This window comes from Citrobacter sp. XY323 (genome assembly GCF_025106035.1).
GTDB lineage: Bacteria > Pseudomonadota > Gammaproteobacteria > Enterobacterales > Enterobacteriaceae > Citrobacter > Citrobacter braakii.
In genome coordinates this window covers 384,791-404,370 of record NZ_JANYUK010000006.1, presented here as the reverse complement: position 1 = coordinate 404,370, position 19,580 = coordinate 384,791, and the positions used below count along the sequence as shown (strand labels likewise).

Genomic DNA, 19,580 nt, shown 5'->3' with positions numbered 1-19,580 from the left:
GATTAACGTACCTTCAGCGTTGCCAGGCCAATCAGCACCAGCATCAGCGAAATAATCCAGAAGCGCACAATTACGCGCGGTTCCGGCCAGCCTTTCAGTTCATAGTGATGGTGGATCGGCGCCATACGGAAGATGCGCTGTCCGCGCAGCTTAAAGGAGCCAACCTGCAAAATGACCGACAGTGTTTCTACGACGAATACACCGCCCATGATCACCAGCAGGAACTCCTGACGCAGGAGCACGGCAATAATGCCCAGCGCGCCGCCCAGCGCCAGCGATCCGACGTCGCCCATAAAGACCTGCGCCGGATAAGTGTTAAACCACAAGAAGCCTAACCCCGCACCGACAATTGCCGTACAAACGATCACCAATTCGCCGGCATGACGTAAATAGGGAATATGCAGATAGTTGGCGAAGTTCATGTTACCGGTCGCCCACGCCACCAACGCAAAACCTGCGGCCACAAACACGGTCGGCATAATCGCCAGACCATCCAGACCATCGGTGAGGTTGACCGCGTTGCCAGTACCCACAATCACGAAGTACGCCAGCAGCACGTAGAACAGCCCCAACTGCGGCATCACGTCTTTAAAGAACGGCACCACCAGCTCAGTGGCCGGGGTATCTTTACCAGCCAGATACAGGGCAAAGGCCACGCCCAGCGCAATCACCGACATCCAGAAGTATTTCCAGCGCGCGATCAGGCCCTTGGTGTCTTTGCGTACCACTTTGCGGTAGTCATCGACAAAACCGATAATGCCGTAACCGACCAATACCACCAGCACGCACCATACGTACGGATTCGACGGGTATGCCCACAGCAGTACGGAGATAACAATCGCGGTGAGGATCATAATCCCGCCCATGGTCGGCGTACCGCGTTTACTGAAGTGTGATTCCGGACCGTCGTTACGCACGACCTGTCCAAAGGACATTTTTTGCAAGCGGGCGATCATGCGCGGGCCCATCCACAAAGAGATGAACAGCGCGGTCAGCAGGCTGACGATGGCGCGAAACGTCAGATAGGAAAAGACGTTAAAGCCGGAATAATATTTGACCAAATGTTCGGCCAGCCAAACTAACATGTCCCATTCTCCTGTAATGCGCGTACTACCTCTTCCATGGCGGCACTACGTGAACCCTTCACTAAAATCGTCATAATCTGATGTTCTGCAATCAGCGCCTTAAGATGCGCGGTCAACGCGGTTTTATCCGCAAAATGCTCACCCACACCGCTGGCATGGCTAATTGCCTGACTCAGTTTCCCTGTACTCAGCACACGGTCGATACCTGCAGCCTTCGCAGCGTCACCCACCTGTACGTGGCATGCTTCGCTTTCCGCGCCAAGCTCTGCCATATCGCCAACGACCAGCACGCGGTAGCCCGGCATTTCGGACAGCACGTTTACCGCTGCGGTCATTGACCCGACATTTGCGTTATAGGAGTCATCCAGCAGTAGCTGATTTTCTGCCAGTTGAATCGGGAACAGACGCCCCGGTACCGCTTGCAGCTCCTTCAGACCCGCTTTAATCGCTTCGTGCGTCGCGCCTACCGCCATAGAGAGCGCAGCCGCCGCCAGGGCGTTAGCAATGTTGTGACGACCCGGCAGCGGCAGCAGAACATCAATGCTTCCGGTTGGCGTTTGCAGAGAAAACTCTGTGCCGTGTGAAGTCACATGAACATTGGCCGCCGAAAAGTCGCTGTTGGCCGCATTCGGAGAGAAGCGCCAGACTTTGCGATCGCCGATAATGCTCTGCCAGTTCAGCCAGTCGTTGTTGTCGGCATTCATAATGGCGATTCCGTTCGCTGGCAGGCCGGTAAAAATCTCACCTTTTGCCTTCGCAACGCCCGCCAGTGAACCAAAGCCTTCCAGATGCGCGGCCGCCAGGTTATTCACCAGCGCCGCTTCCGGACGCGTCAGACCAACGGTCCAGGCGATTTCGCCCTGATGATTAGCGCCAAGCTCAATCACGGCATAGTCGTAATCGTTGTTTAAGCGCAACAGCGTCATCGGTACGCCGATGTCGTTATTCAGGTTGCCCGCGGTATATAAGGTGTTGCCACACTGACTCAGAATGGATGCGGTCATCTCTTTGACGGACGTTTTACCGGAAGAGCCGGTCAGCGCGACAACGCGCGCCGGAACCTGAGCGCGTACCCATGCCGCCAGCTCGCCAAACGCGAGGCGTGTATCTTTCACAATCAGTTGCGGCAGATCGATATCCAGCGGACGACTGACCAACAGCGCACCTGCTCCCCCCTCTTTTGCCTTATCAGCAAAATCGTGGGCGTCGAAGCGCTCACCTTTCAGCGCCACAAACAGGCAGCCCGGCGTAACTTTACGCGTATCGGTTGTCACCGCATCAAGAGTCAGATCGACTCCTTTCAGTTCGCCACGGAGGATCTCCGCCAGTTGGCTGAGCGTTACGCTAATCATGCGATTACTCCCAGCAGACGCGCTGCCGTGACGCGGTCAGAATAGTCGAGGCGCTGCGAGCCAACGATCTGGTAGTCTTCGTGACCTTTCCCGGCCACCAGCACCACGTCGTTTTCTTTCGCCTGCATAATGGCGTTTGTCACAGCCTCTGCACGACCTTCCATCACTTTCGCCTGTCCGGCATCCAGCATACCCGCCAGAATGTCGTTAATAATGGCGCGCGGCTCTTCGGTACGCGGGTTGTCATCGGTCACCACGACAACATCAGCAAACTGCTCGGCAATCGCGCCCATCAACGGACGTTTGCCTTTGTCGCGATCGCCGCCGCAGCCAAAGACGCACCACAGTTTGCCAGTACAGTGCAGACGTGCCGCCTGCAGCGCTTTTTCCAGCGCATCTGGCGTATGGGCATAATCAACCACAACGGTGGTTTTACCCGGCGCGCTGAACACTTCCATGCGCCCACAAACCGGCTGTAATTGTGTCGCCGTTTTCAGTAAATCAGCTAACGGATATCCCAACGCCAGCAGCGTTGCCAGCGCCAACAGCAGATTGCTGACGTTAAACGCGCCCATCAGGCGACTTTCAATTTCGCCGTCACCCCATGAGGAGGTAAAACGAATTGTTGCCCCGCTGTCGTGATAATTCACGTCAATCGCCTTTAACCAACGACCGTGACAGTTCGGGTTGATGTGGTCCTCCATCGATACGGCAACCGCATCCGGAAGTTTGGCCAACCAGCGACGACCGACTTCATCATCCGCATTAACGATGGCCTGGCCGCAATGGTGCGTGGAATACAGCAGCCATTTCGCGGCTTCGTAATGTTCCATGTCGCCGTGGTAATCAAGATGGTCACGGCTTAAGTTGGTAAATACTGATGCGGCAAACTTCAGCGCCGCCACGCGATGCTGAACCAGACCGTGTGAAGACACCTCCATCGCGCCAACCGTTGCGCCTTGTGCAACCAGCCCTGCCAGCACATGCTGGACATCAACGGCTGAGCCGGTGGTATTTTCCGTCGGGATCACTTTGCCCAGCAGGCCATTGCCGACTGTTCCCATCACCGCGCTGGTTTCGCCAAGCAGTTGGCTCCACTGTGCCAGCAATTGGGTGGTGGTGGTTTTACCGTTGGTCCCGGTCACACCGACCAGTCGCATTTTTTCAGAAGGCTCGTGGTAAAAGCGGCCCGCCAGTGCAGATAAACGTTCGTTAAGCTGACTGAGATAGATAACTGGAACGCCGTGCATTTCACGGATTTCACCGTCAGTAGCTTCATCTTTTGCTTCTGCAATAATGGCAGCCACACCTTGCGCTATCGCCTGCGGGATATATCGACGCCCGTCCGCCTGATGACCCAATACTGCGACAAAGAGATCGCCCGATGCAGCCATACGGCTGTCGAGCGTCATCTCCCGCAGTGCTCGCTCCGGTGCACCCGGCACCCATGGAGCAAGAAGGTCGCGCAAATTACGATCTGCCACCTGTTGCCTCGCCTTGATTATTCACAAATTCATTTTTATCGCCCGTTGTCAGCGCATCCGGCTCGATGTTCATGGTGCGCAGTACGCCGCCCATGATGGCACCAAAGACCGGCGCGGAAACGGCGCCACCGTAGTATTTACCCGCCTGCGGATCGTTGATAACAACAACCAGCGCGAAGCGCGGCTGACTCGCAGGCGCAACACCTGCGGTATAAGCAATGTATTTGTTGATGTAGCGGCCATCCGGCCCTACTTTCTTCGCCGTACCGGTTTTAATGGCGATACGATAGCCTTTAATCGCCGCCTTCACGCCGCCGCCGCCGGGCAGCGCCACGCTTTCCATCATGTGCACCACGGTACGCACGGTTGATTCCGGGAAGATACGCTCGCCCGGAACAGGAGGGTCAACTTTGGTGATCGACAGTGGCCGATAAACGCCATAGCTGCCGATCGTTGCATAGACTCGCGCTAACTGTAACGGCGTTACCATTAGCCCATAGCCGAAAGAGAAGGTGGCCCTCTCTATGTCAGACCACCGTTGTTTTTGAGGATATAAGCCACTGCGTTCTCCGACCAACCCCAAATTGGTCGCTTTTCCCAGCCCAAAACGTGAGTAAGTGTCTACTAACGCTGAGGACGGCATCGCTAACGCCAGCTTGGAAACACCGACGTTACTCGACTTCTGCAAAACCCCGGTGAGGGTCAATTCGCTATAACGCGCCACGTCTTTGATTTCATGGCCATTAATTCGGTAAGGGATAGTGTTAAGTACGGTATTTTCGCGAACCACGCCACGCTGCAGCGCCGTCATCACCACCATCGGTTTGACGGTGGAACCCGGTTCAAACACGTCGGTAATCGTACGGTTACGCATCGCATCCTTCGGCGTACCGGTGAGATTGTTCGGGTTGTAGGACGGGCTGTTGGCCATCGCCAGCACTTCACCGGTGTTCACATCCACCAGTACCGCACTGCCTGACTCCGCCTTGTTAAACGCCACGGCGTTATTCAGTTCACGGTAGACCAGCGCCTGTAAACGCTCATCGATACTCAGCGCAAGGTTATGCGCCGCCTGGCTGTCGGTAGAGGAAATATCCTCAATGACGCGGCCATAACGGTCTTTACGTACAATGCGTTCGCCCGGTTGCCCGGTGAGCCATTTATCGAAGCTCTTCTCAACGCCTTCAATCCCCTGGCTGTCGACGTTAGTAAAACCGATAAGGTGAGCGGTCACTTCTCCGGAAGGATAGTAACGGCGGGATTCTTCGCGCAGGTGAATGCCTGGCAGCTTCAGTTTTTTGATGTAGTCAGCCATGTCAGGGTTTACCTGACGCGCCAGATAGATAAAGCGCCCTTTCGGGTTGGCGTTAATGCGGGAAGCCAGTTGATCGAGCGGGAGATTCAGCGCGGTCGACAGCGCTCTCCAGCGTTCACCAACGCTTACGCCGCCTGCGTCATGCACCTCTTTTGGGTCGGCCCAAATCGCCTTAACCGGAACGCTCACCGCCAGCGGACGACCTGAACGGTCAGTAATCATCCCGCGCGATGTGGACACTTCCTGTACGCGCAGAGAGCGCATGTCGCCCTGACGCACCAGCATGTCCGGCGCGATGATTTGCAGCCAGGCAACGCGCCCCAGCAGAAAACCCAGTGCCAGCAAAATACAGCCGCACAGTAACGCAAAACGCCAACTGATAAAGTTGGCTTGTTCTTCCTGGCGTTTTGGCTTGTGCGTTTTTGCCGCTGCTTTCATGCGTCGCGTTTATCCTTATTTTTGTACTACGATATTTTCTTGTGAGGGATCAACATGCTGCATTTGCAGCTTTTCCGTTGCGATCCGTTCAACACGGCTATGGTCGCCGAGCGCGTTCTCCTCAAGGATCAAGTTGCGCCATTCGATATCCAGCGCATCTCGCTCCAGAACCAGCTGCTCACGCTGCGCGGTCAGTAACCGCGTATGGTGTGCTGTTGTCACGACGGTAACCGCCGTCAAAATAATGCAAATGAACAGGCAGAGTGGCAGCTTCCCATACCGCAAAAGATCGTCACCGATCACGCCAGGCAAGGCATGGCGCTCGTTGCTTCCTATCGATCCTTTAACTTTGCTGAGGGCTTCTGTCACTCTGCTGATCATGCGTTCGTCCTCTCTGCAATACGCAGAACTGAACTACGGGCACGAGGATTTTCAGCTACCTCTTCTTCACCCGGCATCATCTTGCCTAGTGCTCTTAACTCACGGCCGCCCAGCTTTTTGATCTGCGCTTCGGTCATCGGTATTCCAGCCGGAACCTGAGGACCACGGCTTTGTTCGCGCATAAAGCGTTTCACAATGCGATCTTCAAGCGAATGGAAACTGATTACCGAAAGGCGACCACCTGGTGCCAGCACGCTGAGCGAGCTTTTTAGCGCCTGCTCTATCTCCTCCAGTTCACTGTTCACCCAAATGCGCACCGCCTGGAAGGTACGGGTCGCGGGATGTTTGAATTTGTCTTTCACTGGCATTGCCGCCGCAATCACTTCCGCCAGCTCTTTAGTGCGGGTCATCGGTTCGATGCGGTTGCGCTCTACGATGGCGCGAGCAATACGTTTGCCGAAGCGCTCTTCGCCAAACGTTTTAATCACCCAGGCAATGTCTGCTTCATCGGCGGTTTGCAGCCATTCGGCCGCTGACTGACCGCGTGTTGGGTCCATACGCATATCTAACGGACCGTCACGCATAAATGAGAATCCGCGCTCAGCATCATCAAGCTGTGGAGAAGACACCCCAAGATCAAGAAGAATCCCGTCGATCTTACCGGTAAGTCCGCGCTCGGCGACATAGTCAGCCAGCGCAGAAAAAGGACCATGTACGATGGAAAAACGGGGATCGGTAATCGTCTTTGCAACGGCAATCGCCTGCGGATCGCGATCGATGGCCAGTAAACGCCCCTCTTCGCCAAGTTGCGAGAGGATCAGACGTGAGTGACCACCGCGACCAAATGTCCCGTCAATGTAGATGCCGTCTGGACGAATATTCAGGCCGTTTACGGCTTCATCCAGCAACACCGTTGTATGTTTATAATTTTCCATCATTTTATAGAGACAAATCCTGCAATCGTTCCGACAGCGCGCCGGTAACAGACTGCTCAGCGTCGATATCTTCCTTGACCTGTTGATACCAGGTCGTTTCATCCCACAGCTCAAACTTATTGAACTGCCCAACCAGCATCACTTCTTTCGTTAGCCCTGCGTGTTGCCGCAGAATGGGCGCTATCAATAATCGACCAGCGCTATCCATCTGACATTCGCTAGCATGACCCAACAACAGGCGCTGTACGCGACGCTCAACTGGATTCATGCTCGACAGACGCGATAACTTCTGCTCGATAATTTCCCATTCAGGCAGGGGGTACAGCAGCAGGCACGGGTGATGGATGTCAATGGTGCAAACCATTTGACCGGTAGCGCTCTCGAGCAGTTGATCCCGATAACGGGTAGGCACAGATAAGCGCCCTTTACTGTCGAGATTAACTAACGTTGCTCCCCGGAACATGCCAGCCTCACCCCCGATTACCACTTTATCCCACAAATTCCCACTTAAAGGAGTTTACGGAGCGGAGGAAAACCTTGTCAAGCAAGTCACGGCGCTTAGCGGAGCAAAAAACCCATTGTTTACGGCTAATATCAGCGTTGAACAAATTCCGTACAGCAAACGAAGCAAATTAACGTCATGAATATTTGTAAGAAAAAAATCCAACAACTCATGATTGTTTAAAACAACTGAATATCATCAAAAGAAAAATATAAAGTGTCAGTTTGCGACGCGAGCGGCATTTTAGGACAATATGCAGCGAGATAACAGTACCAGTTAATCAGTCTGTACGCCGCACAGGAGCGAGATAAGGGCGAGATTGCCGCAACACACCAGTAAAGTGTTTGTTAATTCGGCAAATCCCTACATGCTTGTAACAAAATAATACAACCGTAACGCATCGTTACGTCTCAATAACCCAAAAATGGATAGTTGCAGTTTTAATTCGGCATAATAGAAGAATCAATTTCAGATAATTCTAAAGAATATTCTTAATTATAATGCGGTTATTTCCGAGAATGGGATAATTGATGATGTCAGAGGCTTATCCGCCGACATCATCAATTGAGGCAACTTAGTTACGGCTTAGAATACCGCGACGGTACAGATTACGCCGTATACGCGTTAAACCTGGTTTGGGTTTACGTGGCTCATCCAGACTTGCCAACACAATCTCCAGCACGCGTTCCGCGACATCTCGATGGCGCTGCGCCACCGCCAGTACCGGGCACTGCAGGAAGTCGAGCAGCTCGTGGTCGCCAAAAGTCGCAATCGCTAAATCAGACGGTAACTGCCCGTCGCGGCGCAGGGTCACATCCATCACCCCCTGCAACAGGGCAAACGACGTGGTAAACAGCGCCTGAGGCATTGGATGCGTTTCCAGCCATTTATCAAATAACTGCGCGGCCGCCTCCCGCTCATAGCTGTTGGCATAGAGAAAATGCACTTCACGCGGATCGTCCTTCCACGCGGTACGGAAACCCTGTTCGCGCAGGAAACTGACGGACAATTCAGGAAGCGCCCCCAGATAGAGCACGGTTTCAGCAGGGAATTTACGTAACTCCTCCGCCAGCATCTGCGCATCATCCTGGTCTGCGCCCACCACGCTGGTGAAATGTTCACGATCCAGCGCGCGATCCAGCGCCACAATCGGGAATGAACTGTTCGCCCAGCGCTGATAAAACGGATGTTCAGGCGGCAAGGAAGTCGAAACGATAATGGCATCAACCTGACGTTGTAAAAGATGCTCAATACAGCGCATTTCGTTATCCGGCTGATCTTCAGAGCAGGCAATCAGTAGTTGATACCCGCGCTGACGCGCCTGGCGCTCCAGATAGTTTGCGATCCGGGTATAGCTCGTGTTCTCGAGATCCGGGATCACCAGCCCGATAGAACGTGTGCGTCCAGCACGCAGCCCGGCCGCCACGGCATTCGGGTGGTAATTATGCTCACGCACCACCGCCATGACTTTTTCAACCGTTTTGTCGCTTACGCGGTATTGCTTTGCTTTGCCGTTAATAACGTAGCTTGCAGTCGTTCGCGAAACGCCGGCCAACCGAGCGATTTCATCCAGTTTCACAATTGCCCCTTGCGTAAAATGTACAAACCATAACCTTTAAGATGGCATGGGTTAAACTTCTTAACATCTAAGCGCAGAATAATGACTGCGGCAACCGCTTTTGTCTCTGGTTACTGCTGATTTCGCAAAAAAAAGCAACCGATAGCCAAGGCATCTCGCGTAGGTCAGGTAAGCGTTAGCGCATAATTTTATCGCCGCGGGAAAGCCCCACCACGCCGGAACGGGCTACTTCCACGATTTTGGCGACTTCCCGTAGCGTTGCCAGAAACGCATCCAGCTTATCGCTGGTGCCCGCCAGCTGTACGGTGTAGATCGACGGCGTAACATCGATGATTTGCCCACGGAATATCTCCGTGTTGCGTTTCACCTCTTCCCGGCCATAGCCGCTGGCCTGGATTTTCACCAGCATGATTTCTCGTTCAACGTGGGCGCCCTGCCCCAGTTCGCTGACGCGCAAAACATCCACCAGTTTGTGTAGCTGCTTTTCGATCTGCTCCAGGACTTTCTCATCCCCTACCGTTTGAATCGTCATCCGCGATAAGGTCGGGTCGTCAGTCGGCGCGACGGTCAGGCTTTCAATGTTGTATCCGCGCTGGGCGAAGAGGCCAATCACACGTGACAATGCACCCGACTCGTTTTCCAGCAATACTGATAATATCCGGCGCATAATCAGGTCCTCTCCGTTTTACTTAACCACATTTCGTCCATCCCGCCCCCACGAATCTGCATCGGGTAGACATGCTCACTGCCGTCGACGGTGACATCAACAAACACCAGGCGATGGTTACGCACATGTTCCAGCGCTTCGCCCAGCTTGCTCTCCAGTTCGCCTGGATGATTAATCTGGATACCGATATGCCCATAAGCTTCAGCAAGGCGCACAAAATCAGGTAGCGACTGCATGTAAGACTGGGAGTGACGCCCGGAGTAAATCATGTCCTGCCACTGTTTGACCATGCCGAGATAGCGGTTGTTAAGGTTGAGCACCAGTACCGGTAGCTCATATTGCAGCGCCGTCGACAGTTCCTGGATGTTCATCTGAATGCTGCCATCCCCGGTAACGCACACCACTGTTTCATCCGGCAGCGCCATTTTCACCCCTAACGCCGCGGGTAAACCGAATCCCATGGTGCCGAGGCCGCCTGAGTTAATCCAGCGGCGTGGTTTATCGAACGGATAGTAAAGTGCGGCAAACATTTGATGCTGGCCAACGTCAGAGGTCACGTATGCATCCCCTTTCGTCAGACGCCAGATGGTTTCAATCACCGCCTGCGGTTTAATACTTTCACTTTGCGTGTCGTATTTCAGGCACTGACGAGCGCGCCAGTGTTCGATCTGTTGCCACCAGTCACGGTTATCATCCAGCGGCTGCTGCGATTTCTCCTGCGGCAGCAGTTCAAGCATCTGATCCAGCACCAGGCGAGCATCGCCCACAATCGGAATATCCGCAGTGACGGTTTTTGAAATAGAGGTCGGATCGATGTCGATATGCAGCACGGTCGCATTCGGGCAATATTTTGCCAGGTTATTGGTCGTTCGATCGTCAAAACGAACGCCGACGGCAAAGATCACATCAGAATGATGCATGGTCATATTCGCTTCGTAAGTACCATGCATGCCCAACATTCCCAGCGCCTGGCGATGCGTGGCCGGAAACGCGCCTAACCCCATCAGCGAGGAGACAACCGGCAGATTAAGTGCTTCGGCAATTTGCCCCAGTTGTTCGTGACAGGCGGCATTCACCGCGCCACCACCAACATAGACAACCGGTTTCTTCGCCGCGACCAGCGTCTGCAAAGCACGTTTTATCTGTCCTTTGTGCCCGGTCGTTGTCGGGTTATACGAACGCATACTCACCGACTCCGGCCAGCTATAAGGCAGTTTTTTCGCCGGATTCAGAATATCTTTCGGCAAATCCACCACCACCGGCCCCGGACGACCGCTTGCCGCCAGCCAGAAGGCTTTTTTCAGCACCTGCGGGATATCTTCCGTTTGTTTAACCAGAAAACTGTGTTTTACCACCGGGCGGGATATACCCACCATGTCGCACTCCTGAAAGGCATCGTAGCCAATCAGGGAGGTGGCGACCTGGCCGGAGAGGATCACCAGCGGAATGGAATCCATATATGCCGTTGCAATCCCGGTGATCGCATTAGTTGCCCCTGGTCCGGAAGTGACCAAAACGACGCCCACTTCTCCTGTGGCACGCGCCAGGCCATCAGCCATATGTACCGCGGCTTGCTCATGACGGACTAACACATGATCAATACCGCCGACCGTATGCAATGCATCATAAATATCGAGGACGGCCCCCCCGGGATAACCGAATACCTGCTTCACACCCTGATCGATAAGCGATCGGACGACCATCTCGGCTCCAGACAACATCTCCATGGCTTGCCTCACTCTTATAATGAATTACGGTTTAACAACACATTAACCGCTGACGATGACGCATGGCAATTGACTCCGAAGGGGTGGCACTGGAGTAAATAAGAATAAAACGGAGGTAAGAATTGAATAAATGGAGAATTAAACCAGCATAAGCAATTGATATGATAAATAATCGCTTAAAAAGGGGGACTTACAGCAATTAGTCTATTTTTTTACACTTTCGGACATACGTAAAAAGTCGAGTTCAGCACAAAATTTTAGATATAAAGATAAAAGCAGAATAAACCAGATGTATTCCCCGATTTATTCTGCCAGCGGCTACTTCTTACAGACGGAGACCAACAGTTCTTCCATCCATTGATGTCCTTTATCGCGCCCCGCAGCCTCATGCCAGGAAAGATAACATGTGCGGCTATTCAATTTTAAAGGTAAAGGCAATATCTGCAGTTCTAAAGAATCGGCGAACTCTTCCGCCAACCAACGCGGCGCAATAGAGACCAAGTGCGTTTGCGACACAATATTAAGCACGCTGATTAATGCCATTCCCTGATAAGCCACGCAGGATTGTTTATCCGGTGTGTCATACCACGGCTGGCTGAATGAGGCGAAGCGATCAAGCGAAACCACGGCATGCTGTTCATGATAGAGATTGCTTTCCAGCAATGGGCCACTAATGCGCGGATGTTTTTTGCTTGCCACTAACACCATTTCGTCATTGAATAACGGAACACTGGTAAATTCCGGACGACGGAATTCTTCATAGCTAATAACAAACTCAGTTTCCTGATAACGTAATTGGTGCTCGGTATTTAGATTTAGTGAGGATTTAAAAACGACATTGATGTTCGGTGCGACTTGCTCAACCCGATTATAAATCAACGAAGTAAGAATATTATCCAATGGACTGCATACGCAAAGATTGAATACACGCTCGCTGCTGGTAGGTTCAAAGCCGGAACCAGGCAGTTCATTCTGCACTAATTGTAAAGCCTGACGAACGGAGCCAAACAGCTGGAAGGCTCTTGCTGTCGGCTGGATTCCACGGCCATAACGAACAAAAAGCTCATCGTTAAACATGACTTTCAGGCGTGCGACCGCATTACTGACAGCGGGTTGCGACATCCCCAGCGTATGTGCAGCACGCGTAATATTTTGTTCCTGCATCACCGCATCAAAAACAGTTAATAAATTAAGATCAACCATGCGAAGCTGTGGCTTCCCCATCTCTATGAGATTAGATTTATCTATTATTTTTACTTCTGGCATATTTAACTCCACTGTCACTCTAAACTCCCTTTTCCCAGACGGAGTGCAGAAATAATCTCCGTTAATATGATTTACCATGCATATAAAATAAGAAAAAGGAAAAACATTAAAATTAGGAAAACATAAAGGCACAAATCTAAATGTACAAAAAAACACTACAAACGTAGTGTGGCAGATGTCACTGCGCGATGATTCATATGTTTAAATTTCGAAAACAATATAACCATAAGCGTGGCGAATACACAATCATGCGCACAGTGAATACGTTTTTAAGTTTTAATTAAACATTTCTATTATTAACACATTAAAAGTTAACATTAATTTATCAATTATAAGGTGGCACATTGATTCAATCCATTCAGAATAGATATAAATTCTGATAAATCATAAAGATATGGAATCCCAAACGAGGCGTTATCTTCAGTTCTTCGTGACCATAAATGCAAATAAATATGCTTAAATATGTCAAACCGTGAAAAACATGTTCAACGATCAGATGATTAATTTAATATACCCTGAGAAATTCAGCACAATTCGCTTAAGTTTATCATAACCCCCCCCCCTTAACGGGAGCATTTGCAGGGAATGGGGTTGACATCAGTCTTCATATCCAGTACCACTAAAAGCATATCGCATTCGCCTGGAGCTTGATTGATGACTTACATTGCTCGTTTTATCGGTCTACTACTACTAAACGCATTCTCATTGCGCGGTAGACTGGTGGACGACATTCAGCATTAAGTCAGCTCCAGTTAAGACAAAAAACCCGCGCCGTTGCGCGGGTTTTTTTATGCTCGAAGCAAGGCGCCCTAAAGACCAAGGACCTAAACCATGAGCCAGCAAGTCATTATTTTCGATACCACCTTACGTGACGGTGAACAGGCGTTACAGGCGAGCCTGAGTGTGAAAGAAAAACTGCAGATTGCGCTGGCCCTCGAGCGTATGGGCGTTGACGTGATGGAGGTCGGTTTTCCGGTCTCTTCACCGGGTGACTTTGAGTCCGTACAAACCATCGCTCGTCAGGTTAAGAACAGCCGCGTTTGCGCCTTAGCCCGCTGCGTAGAAAAAGATATCGACGTTGCCGCAGAATCTCTGAAGGTCGCTGAGGCTTTCCGCATTCATACGTTCATCGCCACCTCGCCGATGCATATCGCGACGAAATTGCGCAGCACGTTGGATGAAGTGATCGAGCGAGCAGTCTACATGGTGAAGCGTGCGCGTAATTATACGGATGACGTGGAGTTCTCATGCGAGGATGCTGGCCGTACCCCTATTGCCGATCTGGCCCGCGTGGTCGAAGCCGCGATTAATGCGGGAGCCAAAACCATCAATATCCCCGATACCGTTGGCTACACCATGCCTTTCGAATTCGGAGCAATCATTTCTGGTCTGTATGAACGCGTACCGAATATCGATAAAGCCATCATCTCCGTGCACACCCATGATGATTTAGGTCTGGGCGTTGGCAACGCGTTGGCGGCCGTCCACGCCGGCGCTCGCCAGGTGGAAGGCGCGATGAACGGTATCGGCGAACGCGCCGGTAACTGCTCACTGGAAGAAGTGATCATGGCGATCAAAGTGCGCAAAGATATCCTGAACGTACAGACCCGCATTAATCACCAGGAAATCTGGCGTACCAGTCAGTTAGTCAGCCAAATCTGCAACATGCCTATTCCGGCCAACAAAGCCATTGTCGGTAGCGGCGCCTTTGCCCACTCCTCTGGCATCCATCAAGACGGCGTACTGAAAAATCGTGAAAACTACGAAATCATGACGCCTGAATCCATCGGTCTGAACCAGGTGCAGTTGAACCTGACTTCCCGTTCCGGACGCGCCGCGGTGAAACACCGTATGGACGAGATGGGATATAAAGAGAACGAATACAATCTGGACAACCTGTACGACGCATTCCTGAAGCTGGCGGATAAAAAGGGTCAGGTATTTGATTACGACCTGGAAGCGCTGGCCTTTATTAATAAACAGCAGGAGGAGCCGGAGCATTTCCGTCTGGATTACTTCAGCGTGCAGTCCGGCTCAAATGACATCGCCACCGCCTCCGTCAAGCTGGCCTGCGGTGAAGAAGTCAAAGCCGAAGCGGCGAACGGTAACGGTCCGGTCGATGCCATTTATCAGGCCATCAACCGTGTGACCGAGTACAACATCGAACTGGTGAAATACAGCCTGACCGCCAAAGGGCACGGTAAAGATGCGCTGGGCCAGGTGGATATCGTTGCTAATTATAACGGTCGCCGCTTCCACGGCGTCGGTCTGGCAACAGATATCGTCGAATCGTCCGCGAAAGCGATGGTTCATGTGCTGAACAACATTTGGCGCGCCGAAGAAGTCGAAAAAGAATTGCAACGCAAAGCTCAGAACAACGAGAACAACAAGGAAACCGTGTGATGTCGAAGAATTATCATATTGCTGTTTTGCCGGGCGACGGTATTGGCCCGGAAGTGATGGCGCAAGCCCTGAAGGTACTGGACGCAATCCGCAACCGTTTTAACATGCGCATTACCACCAGCCACTACGACGTGGGGGGGGCCGCTATCGATAACCATGGTCAGCCGCTGCCGCCAGCGACGGTTGAAGGCTGTGAGCAAGCTGACGCCATTCTGTTTGGCTCCGTTGGCGGCCCGAAATGGGAAAATCTGCCACCAAACCAGCAGCCTGAACGCGGCGCGCTGCTGCCGTTGCGTAAACACTTCAAATTATTCAGCAACCTGCGCCCGGCTAAGCTGTACCAGGGGCTGGAAGCATTTTGCCCTCTGCGCGCAGATATTGCCGCGAACGGTTTCGACATCCTGTGCGTGCGCGAACTGACTGGCGGTATCTACTTCGGTCAGCCAAAAGGCCGCGAAGGCAGCGGACAACATGAAAAAGCCTTTGATACCGAGGTTTATCACCGTTTCGAGATCGAGCGTATCGCACGTATCGCGTTTGAATCTGCTCGCCAGCGTCGCCGCAAAGTCACGTCGATTGATAAAGCCAACGTACTGCAAACGTCTATTCTGTGGCGCCAAATCGTCAATGAAATTGCTAATGAATATCCGGACGTTGAGCTGGCGCATATGTACATCGACAACGCGACGATGCAGTTGATCAAAGATCCATCCCAGTTCGACGTGCTGCTGTGCTCCAACTTGTTTGGCGACATTCTGTCTGACGAATGCGCCATGATCACCGGATCAATGGGGATGTTACCGTCCGCCAGCCTGAATGAGCAGGGCTTTGGTCTGTACGAGCCCGCTGGCGGCTCCGCTCCGGATATCGCCGGGAAAAACATTGCTAACCCTATCGCCCAAATCCTTTCGCTGGCGCTGCTGCTGCGCTACAGCCTGGACACCAATGATGCGGCAACCGCAATTGAGAGCGCCATCAACCGCGCATTAGAAGAAGGCATTCGCACCGGTGACTTAGCCCGTGGCGCTGCCGCAGTCGGTACCGATGAAATGGGTGACATTATTGCCCGTTACGTCGCAGAAGGGGTGTAATCATGGCCAAAACGTTATACGAAAAATTGTTCGATGCGCACGTCGTCTACGAAGCGCAAAACGAAACCCCGCTGTTGTATATCGACAGACATCTGGTGCATGAAGTGACCTCTCCGCAGGCGTTTGATGGCCTGCGTGCGCATGGCCGTCAGGTGCGCCAGCCGGGTAAAACCTTTGCCACCATGGACCATAACGTCTCCACGCAAACCAAAGACATTAACGCTTCCGGCGAAATGGCGCGCATTCAGATGCAGGAATTGATCAAAAACTGCAATGAGTTTGGCGTCGAACTGTACGACCTGAACCACCCGTATCAGGGGATCGTTCACGTGATGGGGCCTGAGCAAGGCGTAACGTTGCCGGGTATGACCATCGTTTGCGGCGACTCCCACACCGCCACCCACGGTGCGTTTGGCGCGTTGGCCTTTGGTATTGGCACCTCTGAAGTTGAACACGTTCTGGCGACGCAGACCCTGAAACAGGGGCGTGCCAAAACTATGAAGATTGAAGTTAACGGCACAGCAGCACCTGGCATTACCGCCAAAGATATCGTGCTGGCGATTATCGGTAAAACCGGTAGTGCAGGCGGTACCGGGCACGTCGTTGAATTTTGTGGCGAAGCCATCCGTGCGCTGAGCATGGAAGGCCGTATGACCCTGTGCAACATGGCCATTGAAATGGGCGCCAAAGCGGGTCTGGTCGCACCGGATGAAACCACCTTTAACTATGTGCAGGGGCGTTTACACGCACCGAAGGGTGAGGATTTTACCAACGCGGTTGCGTACTGGAAAACGCTGAAAACCGACGACAACGCGACGTTTGATACCGTCGTTACCCTGCAGGCAGAAGAAATCGCACCGCAGGTCACTTGGGGTACGAACCCGGGTCAGGTCATCTCGGTGAACGATAATATTCCCGACCCGGCGTCATTTTCCGATCCCGTTGAGCGCGCATCGGCTGAAAAAGCGCTGGCATATATGGGGCTGAAACCGGGTATTCCGTTAACAGAAGTGGCTATTGATAAAGTGTTTATCGGTTCCTGTACCAACTCGCGTATTGAAGATTTACGCGCTGCGGCCCAAATCGCCAAAGGTCGCAAAGTTGCGCCAGGGGTACAGGCGCTGGTTGTGCCGGGTTCTGGTCCGGTGAAAGCGCAGGCTGAAGCGGAAGGTCTGGACAAGATTTTCATCGAGGCCGGGTTTGAATGGCGTTTACCGGGCTGTTCCATGTGTCTGGCCATGAACAATGACCGCCTGAACCCTGGCGAGCGCTGTGCATCCACCAGCAACCGTAACTTTGAAGGCCGCCAGGGCCGCGGTGGTCGCACGCATTTAGTCAGCCCGGCCATGGCCGCCGCTGCCGCCGTTACCGGTCATTTTGCCGACATTCGCAGCATCAAATAAGGAAACTACCATGGCAGAGAAATTTACCCAACATACCGGCCTGGTTGTCCCACTGGATGCCGCCAACGTGGATACCGACGCGATTATTCCCAAACAGTTTTTGCAGAAGGTTACGCGCACCGGTTTTGGCGCTCATCTGTTTAACGACTGGCGTTTTCTGGATGAAAAAGGGCAACAGCCTAACCCAGAGTTCGTACTGAACTTCCCGGAATATAAAGGCGCGTCAATTCTGCTGGCGCGGGAAAACTTTGGCTGCGGCTCTTCCCGTGAACATGCGCCATGGGCGCTGACCGATTACGGCTTTAAAGTGGTGATCGCGCCAAGCTTCGCCGACATCTTCTACGGCAACAGCTTCAATAACCAACTGCTGCCGGTGACCCTGAGCGATGCGCAGGTAGATGAAATGTTCGCCCTGGTGAAAGCCAATCCGGGCATTACATTTGAAGTGGATCTGGAAGCGCAGGTGGTGAAAGCGGGCGATAAGTCCTACAGCTTTAAAATCGACGACTTCCGCCGCCACTGCATGCTGAACGGTCTGGACAGCATCGGGCTGACGCTGCAGCATGAAGCGGCCATCACCGAGTACGAAGACAAGCAGCCAGCGTTTATGCGCTAGTCCTTGTGGTGCCGGATAAGCGCAGCGCATCCGGCACTCCAAAAATCAAACGTCCTTTACCCGCCCGGTCATCACCAGCGTGACCACAGAAATCGCCGCAATCACCCAATAGACGGCAAAGTGACCGTAGCTTTGCGCAATAGCCCCCTGAATCACTCCCGCGAGAATGACCCCCGTTGAAATACTGTTGGTAAATAATGTGGTCGCTGACCCCGCACGCCCGGGCATAAGATCCTGAAACCACAGCATTCCTATCCCGGCGATGATACCGATAAATACTGCATTAAATAATTGCAGCACCAGCAGCGCCGTGCGGCTGTGAAAGAAGATCAAACCAAGATAAAACAGTACGCCCGCCGCGACGGCCGCGATCATCATTCGCCGTTTGCCAAAGCGCTTCACATAGTAGCCCGCCAGGATCATCGCCGGAATTTCCAGCCCAGCCGCCGTCCCCATCAGGATACCGGCCAGCTTGTCCGGTAACCCCAGCTCAAGGCTTATCCACAGCGGCATATCGATGATGTACATGGTATTGCAGGTCCACATCAGCGTGGAGGCAATAAACAACATGCGCACATTTTTGTCCTGCCAACCACCGGTCTGTTCCAGCGGTACGTCAACAGGTTGCTCCACCCGCGTGACAGACGGCAGTATCAGCGCAATCAGCACCAGACTAATGGCGAAAATCCCTGCGGCAATGGAAAACATCGCCGTAAAGCCGTAATTCAGCGCCAGCATGAAGGCCAGCGGCGGTCCAATTACCCAGGCCAGCGAAAGCTGCGCACGCATCACCGAGCTAAACATCACCACTTCACGCGCGGAGTTATCAGCGTATTCCCGCGCCAGCGCAAACAGCTGCGGCATGGCGGTATTCGCCAGCGAGGCCAGCAGTACACCGCAGGTGATAAGCGTGAGATAGTGGCGATTAAACGCAAACAGCAGCGCGTTTCCAATTGCCATCAGGCAGCAAAACATGATCAGCTTGCGCCTGTCGCCCTGGCTGTCGGATCGTTTCGCGAGGCCAAGGCTGACAACGATCCCGACAATCGCATTGACGGTATAAAACAGCCCGACCCAAAACGGCTGCGCCCCGACTTCACGGCTCAGGAACAAGCTCAGCGTGGGTGCCTGCAACGCCCCTGCTACGCCCATCATAAAAGCAACCAGCATAAATGCCGCGTAAACGCCGTTGAGGCGCCGTCCCATGGTCATAATCCAGAGCATTACAGTTCCTTTTAGCGCAGCAGAAACAAAAAAAGCCAGCAGTGATTATCTGCTGGCGCGGCGATTAACACCAATACTCAGTCACACATGATGTCTGCAATTCCCAATTCAG

General features: G+C 52.8%; 17 protein-coding genes. 5 read left to right on the top strand and 12 right to left on the bottom strand.

Features of this window, described 5'->3' with window-relative positions:
- Window positions 1–2: 2 nt before the first annotated feature.
- The 11 genes from mraY to leuO all read right to left on the bottom strand — a co-directional run bounded on the left by mraY (window position 3) and on the right by leuO (window position 12,731).
- The gene (mraY, locus tag N0B36_RS11425) at window positions 3–1,085 is read right to left on the bottom strand and encodes a phospho-N-acetylmuramoyl-pentapeptide-transferase (RefSeq protein WP_016151694.1); all 1,083 of its coding nucleotides are present in this window, start codon (window positions 1,083–1,085) and stop codon (window positions 3–5) included.
- Complete coding sequence (murF, locus tag N0B36_RS11420; RefSeq protein ID WP_259687848.1) at window positions 1,079–2,437, bottom strand: UDP-N-acetylmuramoyl-tripeptide--D-alanyl-D-alanine ligase; 1,359 nt, start codon at window positions 2,435–2,437, stop codon at window positions 1,079–1,081. The genes mraY and murF overlap by 7 nt, the downstream gene beginning before the upstream one ends.
- Complete coding sequence (gene murE, locus N0B36_RS11415) at window positions 2,434–3,921, bottom strand: UDP-N-acetylmuramoyl-L-alanyl-D-glutamate--2,6-diaminopimelate ligase (RefSeq protein WP_016151692.1); 1,488 nt, start codon at window positions 3,919–3,921, stop codon at window positions 2,434–2,436. The genes murF and murE overlap by 4 nt, the downstream gene beginning before the upstream one ends.
- Window positions 3,908–5,674, bottom strand: a complete 1,767-nt coding sequence (ftsI, locus tag N0B36_RS11410; RefSeq protein WP_016151691.1) for a peptidoglycan glycosyltransferase FtsI — start codon at window positions 5,672–5,674, stop codon at window positions 3,908–3,910. The genes murE and ftsI overlap by 14 nt, the downstream gene beginning before the upstream one ends.
- A gap of 15 nt (window positions 5,675–5,689) precedes the next feature.
- On the bottom strand, window positions 5,690–6,055 hold the full coding sequence (gene ftsL, locus N0B36_RS11405) for a cell division protein FtsL (RefSeq protein ID WP_006686695.1): 366 nt from the start codon (window positions 6,053–6,055) through the stop codon (window positions 5,690–5,692).
- A complete protein-coding gene (gene rsmH, locus N0B36_RS11400; RefSeq protein WP_016151690.1) occupies window positions 6,052–6,993 on the bottom strand; it encodes a 16S rRNA (cytosine(1402)-N(4))-methyltransferase RsmH in 942 nt (313 codons plus the stop codon). Before rsmH ends, ftsL begins: the two co-directional genes overlap by 4 nt.
- A gap of 1 nt (window position 6,994) precedes the next feature.
- Complete coding sequence (gene mraZ, locus N0B36_RS11395; protein WP_005124560.1) at window positions 6,995–7,453, bottom strand: division/cell wall cluster transcriptional repressor MraZ; 459 nt, start codon at window positions 7,451–7,453, stop codon at window positions 6,995–6,997.
- 613 nt (window positions 7,454–8,066) lie between these two features.
- Complete coding sequence (gene cra, locus N0B36_RS11390; RefSeq protein ID WP_016151689.1) at window positions 8,067–9,071, bottom strand: catabolite repressor/activator; 1,005 nt, start codon at window positions 9,069–9,071, stop codon at window positions 8,067–8,069.
- 175 nt (window positions 9,072–9,246) lie between these two features.
- Window positions 9,247–9,738 carry an acetolactate synthase small subunit gene (gene ilvN / locus N0B36_RS11385; protein WP_003829566.1) on the bottom strand — a complete coding sequence of 164 codons (492 nt, stop codon included), beginning with the start codon at window positions 9,736–9,738 and terminating at the stop codon, window positions 9,247–9,249.
- Between the two features lie 2 nt (window positions 9,739–9,740).
- The gene (gene ilvI / locus N0B36_RS11380) at window positions 9,741–11,465 is read right to left on the bottom strand and encodes an acetolactate synthase 3 large subunit (RefSeq protein ID WP_016151688.1); all 1,725 of its coding nucleotides are present in this window, start codon (window positions 11,463–11,465) and stop codon (window positions 9,741–9,743) included.
- A gap of 318 nt (window positions 11,466–11,783) precedes the next feature.
- Window positions 11,784–12,731 carry a transcriptional regulator LeuO gene (gene leuO / locus N0B36_RS11375; RefSeq protein ID WP_016151687.1) on the bottom strand — a complete coding sequence of 316 codons (948 nt, stop codon included), beginning with the start codon at window positions 12,729–12,731 and terminating at the stop codon, window positions 11,784–11,786.
- A 654-nt stretch (window positions 12,732–13,385) separates the two neighbouring features.
- On the opposite strand from leuO, the gene leuL reads away from it, so the two are divergent.
- From leuL to leuD, 5 genes are all read left to right on the top strand, one after another.
- Window positions 13,386–13,472: a leu operon leader peptide gene (gene leuL, locus N0B36_RS24455; protein WP_049269161.1), complete on the top strand. Its 87-nt coding sequence runs from the start codon at window positions 13,386–13,388 to the stop codon at window positions 13,470–13,472.
- A gap of 90 nt (window positions 13,473–13,562) precedes the next feature.
- On the top strand, window positions 13,563–15,134 hold the full coding sequence (leuA, locus tag N0B36_RS11370; RefSeq protein WP_016151686.1) for a 2-isopropylmalate synthase: 1,572 nt from the start codon (window positions 13,563–13,565) through the stop codon (window positions 15,132–15,134).
- On the top strand, window positions 15,134–16,225 hold the full coding sequence (gene leuB / locus N0B36_RS11365; protein ID WP_181221202.1) for a 3-isopropylmalate dehydrogenase: 1,092 nt from the start codon (window positions 15,134–15,136) through the stop codon (window positions 16,223–16,225). Before leuA ends, leuB begins: the two co-directional genes overlap by 1 nt.
- 2 nt (window positions 16,226–16,227) lie before the next feature.
- The gene (gene leuC, locus N0B36_RS11360) at window positions 16,228–17,628 is read left to right on the top strand and encodes a 3-isopropylmalate dehydratase large subunit (protein WP_016155685.1); all 1,401 of its coding nucleotides are present in this window, start codon (window positions 16,228–16,230) and stop codon (window positions 17,626–17,628) included.
- 10 nt (window positions 17,629–17,638) lie between these two features.
- Entirely contained in the window at window positions 17,639–18,244 is a 606-nt protein-coding gene (gene leuD, locus N0B36_RS11355; protein ID WP_065554750.1) for a 3-isopropylmalate dehydratase small subunit, read from the top strand.
- A gap of 45 nt (window positions 18,245–18,289) precedes the next feature.
- Here the strand turns inward: leuD and N0B36_RS11350 are convergent, their stop codons facing one another.
- Entirely contained in the window at window positions 18,290–19,468 is a 1,179-nt protein-coding gene (locus N0B36_RS11350) for a sugar efflux transporter (RefSeq protein ID WP_200046639.1), read from the bottom strand.
- Between the last annotated feature and the right edge of the window lie 112 nt (window positions 19,469–19,580).

Bases quoted from the DNA above. Each gene is read 5' to 3' on its own strand.
- leuC (WP_016155685.1), top strand. From the start codon at position 16,228: ATGGCCAAAACGTTATACGAAAAATTGTTCGATGCGCACGTCGTCTAC.
- mraY (WP_016151694.1), bottom strand. From the start codon at position 1,085: ATGTTAGTTTGGCTGGCCGAACATTTGGTCAAATATTATTCCGGCTTT.
- ftsI (WP_016151691.1), bottom strand. From the start codon at position 5,674: ATGAAAGCAGCGGCAAAAACGCACAAGCCAAAACGCCAGGAAGAACAA.
- leuD (WP_065554750.1), top strand. From the start codon at position 17,639: ATGGCAGAGAAATTTACCCAACATACCGGCCTGGTTGTCCCACTGGAT.
- leuB (WP_181221202.1), top strand. From the start codon at position 15,134: ATGTCGAAGAATTATCATATTGCTGTTTTGCCGGGCGACGGTATTGGC.
- ftsL (WP_006686695.1), bottom strand. From the start codon at position 6,055: ATGATCAGCAGAGTGACAGAAGCCCTCAGCAAAGTTAAAGGATCGATA.
- rsmH (WP_016151690.1), bottom strand. From the start codon at position 6,993: ATGATGGAAAATTATAAACATACAACGGTGTTGCTGGATGAAGCCGTA.
- mraZ (WP_005124560.1), bottom strand. From the start codon at position 7,453: ATGTTCCGGGGAGCAACGTTAGTTAATCTCGACAGTAAAGGGCGCTTA.
- leuO (WP_016151687.1), bottom strand. From the start codon at position 12,731: ATGCCAGAAGTAAAAATAATAGATAAATCTAATCTCATAGAGATGGGG.
- leuA (WP_016151686.1), top strand. From the start codon at position 13,563: ATGAGCCAGCAAGTCATTATTTTCGATACCACCTTACGTGACGGTGAA.
- ilvI (WP_016151688.1), bottom strand. From the start codon at position 11,465: ATGGAGATGTTGTCTGGAGCCGAGATGGTCGTCCGATCGCTTATCGAT.
- leuL (WP_049269161.1), top strand. From the start codon at position 13,386: ATGACTTACATTGCTCGTTTTATCGGTCTACTACTACTAAACGCATTC.
- ilvN (WP_003829566.1), bottom strand. From the start codon at position 9,738: ATGCGCCGGATATTATCAGTATTGCTGGAAAACGAGTCGGGTGCATTG.
- murF (WP_259687848.1), bottom strand. From the start codon at position 2,437: ATGATTAGCGTAACGCTCAGCCAACTGGCGGAGATCCTCCGTGGCGAA.
- N0B36_RS11350 (WP_200046639.1), bottom strand. From the start codon at position 19,468: ATGCTCTGGATTATGACCATGGGACGGCGCCTCAACGGCGTTTACGCG.